Consider the following 15,406-nt stretch of genomic DNA (forward strand, 5'->3'; position numbering starts at 1 on the left):
TAATTTAATTGAGATCTAGATGTTTGAATAATCCCTTTTGATAATTCCGGTCCGCTTTGCGCTGCACTAACCGGTCCGCGTAGCCGCTGCAGAGAAATTTTTCTTCATCCGTTTCCGGCATAATTTTTGGCAGCGGCGGATTTGCTGGATTAGCCACCGTGACGAAGGTAACAAAACAGGTAAAGCCTACAAACTGCTCGCCAGTCAGTAAGTGTTCGCCCAGCCCTTTAACGAAGACTTCCAGTGAACGGTGGCTGGTACCAGTGACGTAGGATTCGATCAGCATGGCGTCTTGCATGACGAACGGGGCAATGAAGGCCATGTGATCCATCGTCGCCGTGACCTGGACTTGATGGATGGCGCGCGAGGCCGCAATTGAGCTCGTATCATCAACTAATGACAGAATTCGACCACCAAACACAGTGTTGTGTTCATTTAAATCCGCGCTGAATACCCGGTGACTTGAACTGACTAAGGTTTCGTGACAGGTTAACTGATTGATGCTCATAATGTGACCTCCAGTAATCCATAATTAGGGCTATTCTAACATAGATTCGAAAGGGGTATTGAAGCGGTTACATTTAAAATGAGTGAGTTAGAATCATATTAATTGTATTACGGGCAGACAACTTTCATAATGAAGTCAAAATTAATGAAAGAAGCGATCAAAATGACACGACATTTAACGTTATCACCAGAGGCCATTGCTAAAATCAAGCCGCAGTTAACGGATCACACTCGGATCTTACTGAGTTATGACGACGGGGTTGGCCCCTATTCTCACCATGGACTAGTTGCGTTGCAGGTCTCGTTTCAACTGGTGCTGATCAACGATAGCCAGCCCTATGACGATTACGACGAAGAAATCGAGACTAATTTACAGCCAATGTATATCAAATCCTATTCCGGCCGGTTTCTGAGTGATCAGATGACCTTAAAGCTGCAGCCCAAGTATCAGACTATGGTGCTAGCAGATGAAGGCGGTGAAATTGATCAAAACGTGGAAATCGTCAGTGAACGAAACTAAAAATTAAAAAAACGGGAACTGTTCAACGGCGACCGTTTTTTGTTGAAATAAAAGCGTGAAAGCGTTGTGAAAACCTTAACTTACAAAAAGTAAGCAAATCAGGTGACTTTTAAAGCTTGCAGCACTATACTTTTTAACGTTAAACAATTTAAGCATTGGATAGTTTTAATTGTGATGAGAAATTAATGGAGGAGTGCGATACGATGACAAAGATGATGGCAGGACAAGCATTAGTTAAAGTATTGGAAGATTGGGACGTTGACCATCTTTATGGGATTCCTGGGGGCTCAATTAACCATACCGTTGAAGGTCTATATCTCGAGCAAGATAAGGTGAAGTATATTCAGGTTCGCCACGAAGAGGTCGGTGCCATTGCGGCTTCTGCCGATGCTAAATTCACGGGTAAGATCGGGGTTACTTTTGGTTCCGCAGGTCCTGGTGCGACTCACCTGTTCAACGGCCTTTACGATGCCAAGATGGACCACGTGCCCGTGCTGGCAATCGTGGGCCAAGTTGCCCAACCGGTGATGAACACCAACTTCTTCCAGGAAATGGATGAAGGGCCAATGTTTGATGATGTTTCAGTCTATAACCGGACCGTCACCACGGCGGAACAGATCCCCTATGTCATCAACGAAGCCATTCGTGAAGCTTACCGTCAAAGCGGCGTGGCAGTGGTCATTTTGCCTGAAGACTTGACCCAAAAAGAAATTGATTATGTGCCATCAAAGACACCGAAAGAAGTTACGAATAACTACAGCCAAACAGTTGATCCAAAGGCTATCCAGGACAGCCTTAAGATGATCAAGGAAGCTAAGCATCCACTGATCTATGCTGGCCGCGGCTTGCTGGGTGCCCGGGATGTGTTGACGAAGTTCTCCGAGCAGTTCAACATTCCAGTGATGAACACGGTACCGTCAACGGGCGTCATTTCAACCGATCACCCGAACTTTATTGGCACATTTGGTCGGTTAGGAACAAAATCAGGCTTTGAAGCCCTGCAGCATGCTGATTTGATCCTCTTCTTGGCTTCTGAATTTCCGTTTGCGAACTTCTGGCCAAAGAACTTAAAGATCATTCAAGTAAACACGAACCCATTTGATATTGGGAAGACGGTTGACGTTGATTATTCAGTGATTGCGGATGCTAAGAGCTATCTAAATGATATGATTGCCACCGGTGAAACACGTCCAGCAGATACTTGGCTGAAAGCGAACCAGGAAAATAAGGCGAACTGGAACAAGTGGCTGGATGAACAGGCTGAAGATGAGAGCCGTGGCTTAAACCCTGAAGCAGTTACTAAGAAGATTGCTGAACTGGCAGGGCCTAACGACACTTATGCGGTTGATACCGGGAACGTTTCTGAATGGGGCGTTCGTGGGTTACCGATGAACAAGAACCAGCGTTTTGCCATTTCTGGTTTATTTGCCACCATGGGCTTTGGCCTGCCTGGTGGGATGGCTGGTGCGCTGAGTGTACCGGATGCACAGGCTTGGTCACTGTCAGGTGATGGCGGTTTCGCCATGGTAGCACCTGACATTATTACTGAAGCTCGTTATGAACTGCCAGTCATTAACGTCGTCTTTACCAATCACCGCTTCGGCTTTATCTACTACGAACAGGCGGAATCCAAGCAGCACTTCTACGGGGTCGATCTAACGGATGCCGACTGGGCGAAGGTGGCTGAAGGACTTGGCGGGATTGGCTTTACCGTTAAGAATAAGGCTGATCTTGATGAGGTCTTCGCTAAGGTCAAGGACTTACAGGCCAACGGCAACAAGAAGCCGATCGTGATCAACGCCTACATTAATCCTGATGATCCAATCGCGACGGCCTTTATGCCATTAGACGAAAAGCTCTACGGCGCGGATACTGTTAAGGCTTACTCAGAGAAGTACCACATTGATCCAAAGACGCAGCCATCATTAGGTGAACTGCTTCGTGCTCAAGGCGATGATAAGTAGGTTTTAAGTTCTGAAAAATAATTTTCAACGTGAAAAGCTCAGTACAATAATCAGATTGTACTGGGCTTTTTGGTTTGCGTTTAATAGATTTTGTAATAGCGGTTCGTCGCATTACAAATTACCAGGAATTAACGCCACCGTGGGCAAATCTGGTATGATACGAGTATAACTATCTTGGGGAGGAATAACGATGGCAAAATGGTTTAGTGGTAGACGATCAAAGCAGCAGGTATTAGGGGACACCAATAATGATCACGAGATCGATTATGGTGAATTGTACACAGCGTATGCCAAATCGAAACAGAATAATATGTCTCGTCAGCGACACCAAGCGGAGAAAATGGCCAGTCAAATCAAAAAAGATCAGCAACGAAATTCATGACAGATAAAAAATTATCCTACGAGGGGACAGCGACTTGCTTATTTTACAAGTGGTTCTACAATTTAAATCCAGGGAAAAGTGATAGGCCACTATATGGTTACTATCATGAAAATGGCTTAAAGTACAGGCATATAGCTTCAATGATAATTGACATATAACTGGGAAACCATGACACTATAAGAAGTCAGGGTAAAAGCTGAAAAGTTCTTGGTAAAATAGCCTTTAGAGCCATTTTTTGACGGCTTTAAAGGCTATTTGAATGTTCTAGGGGGAATTATTTGCAGTAAAAACGGACTACCTAATTGAGACAGTCCGCTATTGATCTATTTAGTTATTTCCAAGCACTAGCCTTGAAATAGTATTGATTTTGAGGCTCAGTTCCGCCTTGGTTACCAAAAATGTATCTCAATGAACTTTCAATAGCTGGATAGCGATATTTTTTACCGCTATGATCATATAAATAAGCGTGCGTGCGTCTCATCGCGGGTACTTCATAGAGACCACCGACGCTAAAAGCGTACCAAGCAGACCCCTTATTGTGTTCAGTAAATAAGCAAGCGTAATAATCTTTGCCGACAGAACGGCCTTCTTTAGCTGTTGAACAATGTCCTATTGGTTTAAATCTGCTACTTCCTATAGTTTTATGGTTATGATACCAAGTAGTGTAGGTATACTTGGTAAATTTAATCTCGCTATCCTTGGATAGACTAGGTTTGCTGTACCAAGCACCCCTTAATGATTTAGGAATAATTGCGTGAGATTTTATACCAGATATAGCAGTTGCACTTGCAGTCATAGATGTAGCACCGAACGTTGCTAGGGCAAGCACGATAACGGCTAGTCCCTTGATTAATTTATTCATGGAATTTTACTTCCTCTTTTTTGATTTGATGTATTAATATTTGTATTCCCAGGCACGATGTTTAAAGGAGTGCGTCCATGTATATTTGATTTTTGACCCTCGTTTGTAAACGCGCATGGTCTGATTAACATCATCCATCTTATCCATGCCATTGATCTCATAGGTATGAGTGCCAATCTTTTTATAGGATGCATCCATTGCTATTCCTAGCATTGCAGATCCTGTAAGACTACGCTTACCATGATACATAGGACTCCAAAAATTGTAGAATGGTGCCGAATCTTGTCTAATATAAATGCGCGAATAGTTTCTTTCTTTGCCTAGAGGCCTACCCTTGTATTTCCCTCGTAATGTGACTGGTGTACCATTATGCCACGTAGCAGCAGATACATGAGTAGGCATCAAAGTAAGAGTACCTAGAAGTGCTGACGTGGCCAATAAACCTGTAACACATTTGTTCATTATTCCGTCTCCTTCTTACGACAACAGTTTATGTAACATAATTAAGCATAGGTCTAGTATCCCGAGAATTCCAGAGTTGACCGTAATTCAATTTTAAGATCGATAAAGTTTGGTATAATAAGACTTTCCATATGTAAAATATTGTAAAAGAAACCCAGCGACCTGCTCTCTAAAGCTATTTCTAGTTTTGGGGAGCAGGTCACTGTTATACTATCTACAAGGGAGCGTAACCATAGTTATGGAAGATTTTGGGAAAGACCTGGAAGAACTAGGCGGCTGCATTAACGGTTGCTTTACTGGTTGTGTTGGGTTGGTAATAGCCGTTGCAGTTGTTGCCTTCTGCATAGCCGTAATTGTCGAAACAATACTTCATTAGAGGTGATAACTTGAATAAAGTTTATATGTTGCCAGTCATTCAATCTGGTCTGGAAAAGGAAATTATGATGACCATAGACGGCATAAATCAAGTTTTCACCGTGCCAGAAGATGCCGGCCAACAACTGCCAATTAAAATCAGTGATACCGATAATGACGGGGTTAGGTGGGCTACTGCTCATAGCTTTGTCTGTTGATAATGAAGTAGTAAGATTAAATGGCGGCTATTATTGCATGGATTCAAGCCTTACAGACGTTCAAACGGCAATCCGGTTTATATCGGATTACCCTTTTTTATTTTCTTCAATTTGTTGAAATGCAATCGCTCATTGATGGGCTACTACTGACTCCCTCGTCTGCCTAAGCTTCGGCAACAAAATAGAGTTGATCTCGTTAATGGGCACCTCATACCTAACAATGACACCCGAATTAGTGTTAAGCTTTGAGCAATTAAGGAGGCCACATTATGAAAGTCCGTAAAGTTCTTTTAGGATTTGGTTTAAGCTTGTTATTTGTCTTTTTGGGTCTTGGTGCTAGCTCTAGTTCAGCCTCTGCACGTACAATTCATGCCTTTCCATCATATATTAGAGGGTACTGGCATACTGGTAGCGAAAGTCATGGGGTACACATTACTAAACATACGATGACGATTGATGGCAGCACAAAATTCACTCATCCACGGTATAAACCATCAAGCTATGCCGCACAAGATGTTCGAATTTATAACACACACAAACACCACTGGAAAACGATTAGTTTCGTTACAGAAGGTGGACACAAACTTAGTTATGCTTATGACGCATGGACCAGCAATCCGTGGATACTACACTACGGTTGGTAACGTGAACTACTAGTAGTTTACGTCAGACAGAAAAAGCGCTAAGGGGCTTAGAATGAGCTTCTGGGCGCTTTTTTAGCATGATAATGGTATCGAAATAGTCACTGCTTTGGCCGGTTATTTTGGGGGAACCATGACCAGCAGTCAACTGAATTTGATATATAATCCAACTGGTAATTTAAAGGAAACTGATTAACGGCATGAACTATTTTTAAAACTTGGATTAAGATTGATTGAACTTACCCGGGGTTAGCCTTGGTGGCTTCAACGAGTGTTCTGACGGGAGAAAATGCCGGTGCTTGATCAGCAAGTGGAACAAGGTCCCGAATGGTGACAGGATCAATAAAGGTGTGGCTAATAATTGGCGCGTCGTTAAAAGTATCTTCAAACGTCGTGGTGCCATAATCCTTTTTGACGGCTGCAATATCGACGGGCTGCACCGCAACGTAACGGTCTCGATAATACATGACACTATCTTCACCGGGGTTGTGTAACAGGCCTATTGTATGTCCTAACTCATGCTCTGCCACGTTCGTTTGCTCGTTTATGTTATAGTGATAAAGTGCTAGTGAGCCGCGGTTGAGTTGGGTTTTAGCTGATAACAATTGATTTCCGCTGTAACGCGTATAAGTAATTCCAGTTGTGTTGCGATATTCATCATTCAGACTACTAAAACTATCCGCTTTGATCTGGGCGTTGCTATTCACGATCTTGAACGTAAACGCGTGGGTTCTGTTCCATGCCTTGATAGCCGCCTTCCATAGGTTATTCGTTCGGGAATCGGTCAACTGAATGGTTGCCACTGGCGCTTGATAACGATAGGCACTGAACGGCGTCATATGTGAAACGGAATGAGCAGATGCAATTTGTTTAGGAACACAACTTACCATGGACAGCATGGCCGTTAATGCAGCAAGCACCACTGCCATGCTTAAAGCCTTGAAGACAGCAATTATCTTCGCTTTTAACATCAGTAACCCCTCCAAAGTGTTACTAAAATTTAGGTGACTGACAACTTATAATCGCGATTATGAATTAAGTATAGAGCGGTAAAAAATATGGTTCCACTATTTAGTCTCAATTCTAGAAAAAAGTTCATCAGGCGTAAAAATAAGGATTTAAGCCACCTATCAAAGGCTGCTTTGAAAAAGAAAAAGCAAGCTGAGAAGTGATTGGCAAAAAAAGAACCCCCATGACGTGTACCCCAAAGTTGTTTAGCTTTGGGGTACACGTCATGGGGGTTCTTTTTATCTGTTATTCATAGCCTAAGCCATTTACATTTGCACGTTCAGTTTTAGTACCGGCCCAGAATGGCACTTTGACCACACCGGCGACCTTATTCTTTTTCACAAAGCCCCAGTAGCGGCCATCGTTAGAAACACTGCGGTGGTCACCTAAAACGAAGTATTCACCGTTTGGCACCACGGTGACGTGTTTTCCCCAGCCATACTGCTTGGCTAATGACTGTAACGTCCAGTTATGGGAACCAGTCCCCGTCGTTGCCTCATCTTTGCTGATAAAATGCTGATTAACCACTTTATCGTTGACGTAGAGTTTGTCGTTCACAAAGGAAACGGTGTCACCAGGCAGCCCGATGACCCGCTTGACGTAATCCGTTCCGGGGGCGGCTTCTGGATCAGCACCATGGGCGTCAAAAACAATGACACTGAGGTGTTTGATCTTGGCTTGTTTAAACATCCAGACCCGTTCGTTATTCGTTAGGTTAGGCTCCATCGACGGACCATCTACCCGAACTGGTGACAGCACTAAACTTTTTAGGCCGAATGCCAGTAGCAGGCCAATGACGACCGGCACCACGATTTCTTTGAAGAATTTCATTGCGTTTTTATCCCTTCCAATGCCTGTATCACAGACACTGTTATCTTAGTTAAATACACTTCATATTACTCTTTTTTTCTTAAAAGGCACAATAGATGATGGTGATTTATCACAATATTAACTAGCCGGTGAATGATTTCGCTAGTATTTTTGGCAGAATTCCTTATCATTATAGGTATGATGTTTTTAAAGGGGTGAATGAATAACATGTCTGAGCAACAGCACCGGCTGCGTTTTGTTTTAATTTTAGGGACGTTAAGTGCCACGGGGCCACTGTCCATTGATTTATACTTACCCGCATTACCGCAAATGATGCGGCAGTTCCAAACGTCGGCATCGCTGATTCAGTTGAGTTTAACCGCTTGTCTCTTAGGGCTCGCGTTTGGTCAGCTGATTGCGGGGCCCTTAAGCGACCATTATGGCCGTAAAAGACCGTTAATCGTCGGCTTTTTGGTCTTCGCGTTGGCTTCATTGCTGATTGCGATGGCCCATTCGATCACCATGCTGATCGTCATGCGGTTTATTCAAGGCCTTGCCGGAGCTAGTGGGCAGGTCCTTTCTCGAGCGGTGGCCCGGGATCTATTTAGCGGTCACGCACTGACTAATTTTTACGCGATTTTAAACGCTGTGAACGGTGTTTTCCCTATCATTGCGCCGATCATTGGCGGTTATATGATTCGGTTTGTCCCCTGGGAAGCAGTGTTTATTCTCTTAGGCGTAGTTGGGTTAGTGCTCGCTGGTTTGATCGTCATCGGCATCCCAGAAACGTTGGCACCAGAAAAGCGGCTAACGGGACCGGTATTTGCAACGTTTAAGTCCTTTAAGACGTTAATTGAACTGCCAGGGTTTCTGCGTAACATTGTGATCACTGGGATGGTCTATGGTTGTTTGTTCAGTTATATTTCGGCGTCCACCTTTATCTACCAGCAACTTTTTCATTTGTCGGCGCAAGCCTTTAGCTTGTTTTACGCCATAAATGGTCTGGGAATCGTTATTGGCAGTGGCTTGCCCAGTCGGGTGAACCGATTATCAGAGCGCGTTCAGGTGAAGGTTGGGATGGTGCTGGTCTTACTGGATAGCATGATCTTGTTAGTGGGGTCATGGCTGCATTTTCCACTCATTGCAGTGGCTGTCCTGCTGTGGTTCTTAGTGGTGTTTGTGGGTATGTTACTCACGCTGACCACCGCGATCATCATGAATCAGACCCCGCAAAATGCCGGTAGTGCATCGGCGCTGGTAGGCTTGTCACAAAACGCGTTTGGTGGGATTTCTTCACCGTTAGTCGGTTTATTCGGTACGGCCAGTTACGCCCCAATGGCGGGTTTGATCCTCATCTATAGTCTGGGTGCGTTAGGGTTGTCTCATCAGAAGCAAGTTTAGAAGTATGATTAGGAGGTTTAAAAATGGAAAAACCGTCAGCATTAACAGCAAGTGATTTTAAACAATATCATCAAGATCTCAAACAGCGACCAGACGCGGATGTGATTAGCCGCGCGGTCATGACGAACGGTGTGAATGCCGCGGCGACTGATCCAGCGGCGAAAGTACGCCTGCACCGGGAATTTTCCGTGGAACTCGATACCGGCACGGTGACCAATCAAAAACAAAGTGGCCGCTGCTGGGAATTTTCATTACTGAATACGTTACGGCACCGGTTTGAACAGACCCACCACGTGAAAAACTTTGAATTATCGCAGAACTACTTATTCTTCTGGGATAGAGTTGAACGGGCGAATATGTTCTACCAGCAAATTTTAGCGACGGCCGATAAGGGTCCCAATGACCGGGAAGTGGCTTTTTATCTCAAAATGGCAGGTGGCGACGGCGGTCAATGGCCAATGGCTGCGGCACTGGTCGAAAAATACGGTGTCATGCCAGCCTATGCCATGCCAGAAACTTATAATACCGACCATACCAATGCCTTTGCGTCGACCTTAGCGCTTAAAATGCGGCGGGATGCGGTGATTTTACGGGATCTTGTCCATGAAGGTGCCAATGCTGATCAGCTGGATGAAAAACGCCGGCAGATGGTGGGCGAAGTGTACCGCATGGCGGCCTATTCCTTTGGTGAACCACCGGCAACCTTTGATCTTGAGTACCGTGATAACGATAAAAAGTGGCATCGGCAGGCCGATGTGACGCCGACTGACTTTTTCAAACAGGAATTTGACGTTGATCTGGAAGATTACGTAGTGGTCACCAACTCACCGGATAAACCGCTAAATGAGCTGTATCGTTTAGCCAGTCAGGAAAACATCGCTGGCGGTAAGCAGATTCAGTTTTTAAACGTCGATATGGACGTCCTTAAAAAAACGGCGATTGCCCAACTGCAGGATGGCGAAACGGTCTGGTTTGGTAACGATGTGCTGCAGCAGATGAGCCGTGAACAGGGCTTCTTAGATGCTAAATTGTACCGGCGTGCGGAACTATTTGGGATCGATCTGACGTTAAATAAGGCCCAGCGTTTCGCTTATCACGAAGCCGAAGTGACCCACGCCATGACCTTAACGGGGGTCAATCTAGTGGACGGCACGCCTAACCGCTGGAAAGTGGAAAATTCGTGGGGCGAGAAAAACGGTGAAAAGGGTTATTTCGTGATGACGGATGACTGGATGGATCAGTTCGTCTATGAAGTCGTTGTCCACAAGAAGTATTTGACGGCTGAACAGCGGGCAATCTTAGCGCATCAGCCAGTTGAATTAGCACCGTGGGATCCGTTGATGTAAAGTGTGTGACAAAACGCGGTAGATTCCAAAATACAGTAAAAGCGCAGATGGGTTTCCTAAACTTGGAAACTGATCTGCGCTTTTATTGTATTTAAGGTTACAAAACCTTGTAAGCTGCCAGTAACGACATGGTGTCGACTGCCAGTAACTGCTGCTTTAAATCATGTAACTGAACTTTTGACATCTCGTGAGTAATGATCACAACGCGCGCCGTTTGACCATCAGTACTCGTTTGGACGATTCGGCTGAAGCTGGCACCGATCTGGGTCATAATTTGCGTGAATTTTAGCATCTGACCCGGGACATCCAGCATGTTTAAGGAGAGGTAGTAGGGGTAGATGACGTTGTTTAGATCAACTTTGCCCACTTTGCTTTGGTAGTTATTAAAGGAGTTGCCGGTAGTGCCTAGAACGATGTTTTTAGTGACGGAGACAATATCGCTTAACACGCTATTGGCGGTTGGCAGGCCACCGGCACCACGGCCGTAGAACAGGGTTTCACCAACGGCTTGGCCCGTGACCATCACCGCGTTGTTTTCGTTATTGATCGTTGCCAGCGGATGATCTTTAGGAACCAGTACCGGGCCAACTTCAGCAAACACCCCATCATCGATCCGCCGGGAGATCCCCAGTAATTTGATGGTGTAACCAAACGCATCCGCCTGCTGGACATCAGATTGCTGAATGGTTGAAATACCTTCCACTGACATATTGGCGAGCTTAAGGTGGGTACCATACGAGAATTGACTCAAAATAATCATTTTGTAAGCCGCGTCGATACCTTCCACGTCGTTAGTGGGGTCGGATTCAGCGAAACCCAGTTCCTGAGCTTTCGCGAGTGCCAGATCATACGACCAATTTTTGCGCTGCATTTGAGTCAAGATGTAGTTGGTCGTGCCGTTAACGATCCCTTTGACCTCAGTAATATAGTCGGCTGCAAAGCTGGTCACAATGGTTCTTAAAATGGGGATCCCACCGGCAACGCTGGCTTCGTACATAAGGTCGCAGTGATTGTGCTTGGCAATGGCGGCCAATTCTTCACCCGCGGAAGCAATTAGATCCTTGTTGGCGGTGACCACGTGCTTTTTAGCGTTTAATAGTTTCGTGATGACTTCCTTAGCTGGATGGACGCCACCCATCACTTCCACCGCAATTTTGATTTCAGGGTCATTGATGATCGCGTTTAGATCAGTCGTAACGGTGACTCCTGCTGGGACTTGATTCTGGTGCTTGGCGACGTCTCTAATCACAACGGTTTTAACGCTCAGACTGCGACCGGTGATGTTTTGGACCTTATCGGAATTTTCAGTGATCATTTTAAGAACGCTGCTGCCAACGGTTCCAAGGCCTACCAGCCCAATTTTAATTTTATCCATATATATGGCGCTCCTTGTTTGATGTTTACCTGCCAGTATAGCAAATATAATGAGAACTTTGTGAAAATTAAGGATAAATTCTCATAAAAAAGCTCATCTAAGTCAATCAACTTAGGTGAGCCTGGATTTAATACAAAAATTTAAAAAACTTGTGAAAAGGTCTTGCCAATACCGGCAAACAGACGGCTGAACCAGTTGGTGCCGCTGGTGTTACCCTGTTTGGCAACTGGTTTGCGCACGGTTTTAGCTGCTGTGCCAGTTTGCGTGGTGGCAGTTGGTAAGCCGGTATTGTTAAAGGTCGTGGTCGTTAACTGCTGGCCCTTTTTAACCGGTAATTCAGTAGCGGTCAGCCGATTGGTGATCTTAATCTTCTTAGGATCTTGACCTATGCGGTACCAAACTTGCGTGTGTGCTTCAGCAGGATCAGCCGTTACCTGATGGCCGTGAATCCGGTATTTCTGGGGTGTTTCCGTCATCGACTTGCTTTTCACCGTTTTATCCAGGTGAGTGATCAGGCCGTTCATCGCGGAGAAGGTACTCTTACTGCCAAGGATGGTGGCGATCAGTTCACGACCATGACGCCAGTAGGTGACCGTTAAGCACAGACCGGCAGTTTCAGTATAGCCGGTTTTAAGGCCGGTTAAATGGTTGCTAGCACGATAGTAAAAGCCGGGTTTCAACATGGAATTAGCGTTAACTAATGTCTGGCCGTTCAACTTGGCGTTGGGTTTGGTGCTCCATTTTGTGATTTGAGGGAACGCCTTGATCAAATGCTGAGCTACGATACTGATGGCTTTGGCGCTGACCATGTTTTGAGCTTTGGCAGGCGTTCCATCTAACCGGTAACCATAGCTTTTAAGGTCGGTGTTATCTAACCCGGAGCTGCTGACAAAGTGAGCGTCGATGCCCCAGACTTTGGCCTGATGGTTCATCATGGCAATGAACTTGGCATTGTCGCCGCCAGTAACTGCCTTACCCAAGGCAATGGCAGCTGAATTAGACGACGCAATCAAAGCAGCTTGATAAAGGTCTTTGACGGTATACTGATCGGAATGTTTAATTTTAAAGGATCCCAAACTGTAAGACTTGCTCATTTTGACCAGCTGATGATCCACGGGGACTTTATCGTTCCAGTGAAGCTGATGATGTTTGATGGCCTGAGTGGTTAAATAAAGGGTCATCATCTTGGACAAACTGGCAATCGGTAACTGCCGGTCAGCATGGTTTTGATAGAGTGTCTGGCCGCTTTTAGCATCCATGACGTAAGCGGATTTAACTTTCGTGTAATCTGACATTTGGCCGTTCTTTTTACTTTTAGCGAAACTAGGACTAGCTGGTGAAAACACCAGTAGCATACAAATAAGTGCGATCAATAGACGCGATACGCGCTGTTTTGTGTGATTTAAAATAATGTACACCTCCGTAGCACAAAAACTGTGACTAGTATAGCAGAAAATAACCTTAAAAAGCGTCAAAGAAAGAGTTAAGTTCTAGTAAAATAGGGTTAAATGGAAAAGTGAGTGGCAAAAAAATGGATAACAGCTATAAATTATAGAAATTATTAATTACCACAAAAAATAACCGCCGATTGGGACGGTCGTTTCTTGAAAATACGCGGTTTAAAAGGTTATTAGCTATTTAGCATTCAGTAACTATAAGCCTAAATAGCCGAAGTTTCAATATTTTGACGCTGATTTCTTAATCATATAACCTGATATTACGTTATTAGATAATTAAAATTTAATAGCGATAAACTACCATCTGAAGCGTTTTTAGCAGGTTGTTAATCACCATTAATGCTATACTTTTTTCAGACGTCATTTAAGGAGGAGAGAGTGAAATGATAGTCCGGCCAATGAAACCAACTGAGCGAGAAACCGTCGCAGAAATTTATTTACGTGATCGGCAGCGTTATTTTCCGTGGGTTGCCCAGCCGAACATAACGGATTTTGCCCGTGATTCACGCGGTGAGGCGCTATTTGTGGCGGAGATCAACGGTCAGATCGCTGGTTTTGCCAGTCTGCTACGTGTGATGGATTTTATTCACCTGTTATTTGTGGCACCCGAATTTCAGCATCAAGGGGTTGGCCACGCGCTGATTCAAAGAATGCGGCAGGAGGCAGTGGGCACCTTAACGTTAAAGTGCGTGATCGATAATGAAGCCGCCCTCAGATTTTACGCCAGTGAGGGGTTTGCGATTAAACGTGAAGACCGCATTGCAGTACCGGCAAACTATACGCTGATCGATACCGTTAAAGCACGGTGATTGAGTGACTTAATGATGACAACATAACGTTTTTTCTATCAAAAGATTAAATTCTTATTGAAAATCATACAATCAGCGACCTATTATTAAGCATGGAACAATAATAGATTATTAAGGGGAGCGGAAAAGTATTGAAACGGTTGCTAATTCTATTTGCGAGTTTTATTTTGTGTTTGAGTTTAGGGCAGTCGATTAGGGCGACTGCTGCGGTTAAAGTCCACCGGCAGCATTCATCGGCGTTTATCTATCATCGAACGCGCACGGTCAATGATACCAAGGTCCACTTCGTCAACGCACCACGGCGATATGTACATATGAAGACTTCCAAGAAAACGAATCGGGTACGGTCAATTACGGGGACCAAAATGGCCTTCAAGACCCGGTTGCTATTGCCTTATCCTGGCAAAAATAAGCAGCATTGGGGAAACCCGCAAAACATCACCATTTCGAAGGATAACATGATGTATATTGTGTATTGTCCCATCGTTTTGCGAAATCGGGGGCGGATCGTCCGTTTTGATTTAAACCGGTTAGAGCAGCTTGGTGTTTATAAAAATCCCAAGCGATTAGAATCCGTATTCGTTAAACACCACGGCAAATATTCCAGTCACCAAAAGGCCCTGCAAAAGGCCATTAAGATTGGGCGCTTATTTGATACGGGTCATGGGCAGACGCTCGCCTATAATCCAAAAGATCAGGGCCTCTATATGTGGCGTGATAATCGTAAGGGTAACGGTGGTCCCATTGGCAATCAGGGCTATATTCAACACATTAGCGCTAAAACCTTAAGACCGGATCGTGCCATTAGTTTTCACATGAATGGCCACGACGCTTCTGTTTACGGCGGTACCCAGACCTTTGATCAGGATGGAAATGTCTATTTCTGGAGTTTAGAAGGTCCTAGAGCGGTTATTTACAAGGGTAGGATTACTCAGCATTCCGTTAAATTCCGGCGAACGAATCAGATTCTCAAAAAGGCGCCCGGGACCTTTGCCCAGAGTATGGGTTATAACCCGAAACGCGGTCGGTTATACTTAGTTTCTGACGACTCCATCGCTAGTTTTCCCGCTAAACAGCTGAATGGTCACGGCTCATTGACCCGGCATTCTTTTGAATGGTCGGAGTTAACGCCCAGACGTGAAATAGAAGGGTTGACCTTTGATAATGCTGGCACTGCTTACTTGCTGGCCAATCATAATCCGGAAGTTTTGAGATCGACAGCGGGTTTCTAAAAAGACGACCAAGTATTATGCAGTAAAATAAAAGCGGCTAGTTTCCTAAATTGGGAAA

Annotated in this window: 16 protein-coding genes; 9 read left to right on the plus strand and 7 right to left on the minus strand. The window is 44.7% G+C overall.

What is annotated here, in order from left to right:
• Positions 1-4: 4 nt before the first annotated feature.
• The gene (locus tag CES79_RS08325) at positions 5-508 is read right to left on the minus strand and encodes an acyl-CoA thioesterase (RefSeq protein WP_191983074.1); all 504 of its coding nucleotides are present in this window, start codon (positions 506-508) and stop codon (positions 5-7) included.
• Positions 509-670: 162 nt separating this feature from the next.
• Between CES79_RS08325 and CES79_RS08330 the strand changes: the two genes are divergently transcribed.
• From CES79_RS08330 to CES79_RS08340, 3 genes are all read left to right on the plus strand, one after another.
• Positions 671-1,027 carry an iron-sulfur cluster biosynthesis family protein gene (locus CES79_RS08330; RefSeq protein ID WP_054655652.1) on the plus strand — a complete coding sequence of 119 codons (357 nt, stop codon included), beginning with the start codon at positions 671-673 and terminating at the stop codon, positions 1,025-1,027.
• Positions 1,028-1,230: 203 nt separating this feature from the next.
• Positions 1,231-2,991, plus strand: a complete 1,761-nt coding sequence (gene spxB, locus CES79_RS08335) for a pyruvate oxidase (protein WP_089136891.1) — start codon at positions 1,231-1,233, stop codon at positions 2,989-2,991.
• A 190-nt stretch (positions 2,992-3,181) separates the two neighbouring features.
• Complete coding sequence (locus tag CES79_RS08340; protein WP_089136892.1) at positions 3,182-3,373, plus strand: hypothetical protein; 192 nt, start codon at positions 3,182-3,184, stop codon at positions 3,371-3,373.
• A gap of 331 nt (positions 3,374-3,704) precedes the next feature.
• Here CES79_RS08340 and CES79_RS08345 read toward each other — a convergent pair whose 3' ends face one another.
• Both CES79_RS08345 and CES79_RS08350 read right to left on the minus strand, forming a co-directional pair.
• Entirely contained in the window at positions 3,705-4,235 is a 531-nt protein-coding gene (locus tag CES79_RS08345) for an alpha/beta hydrolase family protein (RefSeq protein ID WP_089136893.1), read from the minus strand.
• A 33-nt stretch (positions 4,236-4,268) separates the two neighbouring features.
• Positions 4,269-4,697 carry a hypothetical protein gene (locus CES79_RS08350; RefSeq protein WP_054655636.1) on the minus strand — a complete coding sequence of 143 codons (429 nt, stop codon included), beginning with the start codon at positions 4,695-4,697 and terminating at the stop codon, positions 4,269-4,271.
• Between the two features lie 386 nt (positions 4,698-5,083).
• Here CES79_RS08350 and CES79_RS08355 point away from each other — a divergent pair, with 386 nt between their 5' ends.
• The gene (locus CES79_RS08355; RefSeq protein WP_054655638.1) at positions 5,084-5,269 is read left to right on the plus strand and encodes a hypothetical protein; all 186 of its coding nucleotides are present in this window, start codon (positions 5,084-5,086) and stop codon (positions 5,267-5,269) included.
• A gap of 269 nt (positions 5,270-5,538) precedes the next feature.
• Entirely contained in the window at positions 5,539-5,913 is a 375-nt protein-coding gene (locus CES79_RS08360; protein ID WP_054655640.1) for a hypothetical protein, read from the plus strand.
• 236 nt (positions 5,914-6,149) lie between these two features.
• On the opposite strand, the gene CES79_RS08365 is transcribed toward CES79_RS08360, so the two are convergent.
• Positions 6,150-6,839 carry a M57 family metalloprotease gene (locus CES79_RS08365; protein WP_159459479.1) on the minus strand — a complete coding sequence of 230 codons (690 nt, stop codon included), beginning with the start codon at positions 6,837-6,839 and terminating at the stop codon, positions 6,150-6,152.
• Positions 6,840-7,164: 325 nt separating this feature from the next.
• Complete coding sequence (gene lepB, locus CES79_RS08370) at positions 7,165-7,749, minus strand: signal peptidase I (RefSeq protein ID WP_054656402.1); 585 nt, start codon at positions 7,747-7,749, stop codon at positions 7,165-7,167.
• Positions 7,750-7,956: 207 nt separating this feature from the next.
• Here lepB and CES79_RS08375 point away from each other — a divergent pair, with 207 nt between their 5' ends.
• A complete protein-coding gene (locus CES79_RS08375) occupies positions 7,957-9,129 on the plus strand; it encodes a multidrug effflux MFS transporter (RefSeq protein ID WP_191983075.1) in 1,173 nt (390 codons plus the stop codon).
• Between the two features lie 23 nt (positions 9,130-9,152).
• A complete protein-coding gene (locus CES79_RS08380) occupies positions 9,153-10,475 on the plus strand; it encodes a C1 family peptidase (protein ID WP_054656401.1) in 1,323 nt (440 codons plus the stop codon).
• A 97-nt stretch (positions 10,476-10,572) separates the two neighbouring features.
• Here the strand turns inward: CES79_RS08380 and CES79_RS08385 are convergent, their stop codons facing one another.
• Positions 10,573-11,850 (minus strand): homoserine dehydrogenase, encoded by a 1,278-nt coding sequence (locus CES79_RS08385; RefSeq protein WP_054656400.1) that lies wholly within the window; start codon positions 11,848-11,850, stop codon positions 10,573-10,575.
• Positions 11,851-11,990: 140 nt separating this feature from the next.
• Positions 11,991-13,145, minus strand: coding sequence for a D-alanyl-D-alanine carboxypeptidase family protein (locus CES79_RS08390; protein ID WP_225362359.1), 1,155 nt, complete (start codon positions 13,143-13,145; stop codon positions 11,991-11,993).
• A gap of 545 nt (positions 13,146-13,690) precedes the next feature.
• Between CES79_RS08390 and CES79_RS08395 the strand changes: the two genes are divergently transcribed.
• On the plus strand, positions 13,691-14,116 hold the full coding sequence (locus tag CES79_RS08395) for a GNAT family N-acetyltransferase (protein ID WP_054656398.1): 426 nt from the start codon (positions 13,691-13,693) through the stop codon (positions 14,114-14,116).
• A gap of 131 nt (positions 14,117-14,247) precedes the next feature.
• On the plus strand, positions 14,248-15,348 hold the full coding sequence (locus tag CES79_RS08400) for an SdiA-regulated/phytase-like domain-containing protein (protein ID WP_225362361.1): 1,101 nt from the start codon (positions 14,248-14,250) through the stop codon (positions 15,346-15,348).
• The last annotated feature ends 58 nt before the right edge of the window (positions 15,349-15,406 follow it).

Origin of the sequence: Secundilactobacillus silagei JCM 19001, assembly GCF_002217945.1 — a bacterium.
GTDB lineage: Bacteria > Bacillota > Bacilli > Lactobacillales > Lactobacillaceae > Secundilactobacillus > Secundilactobacillus silagei.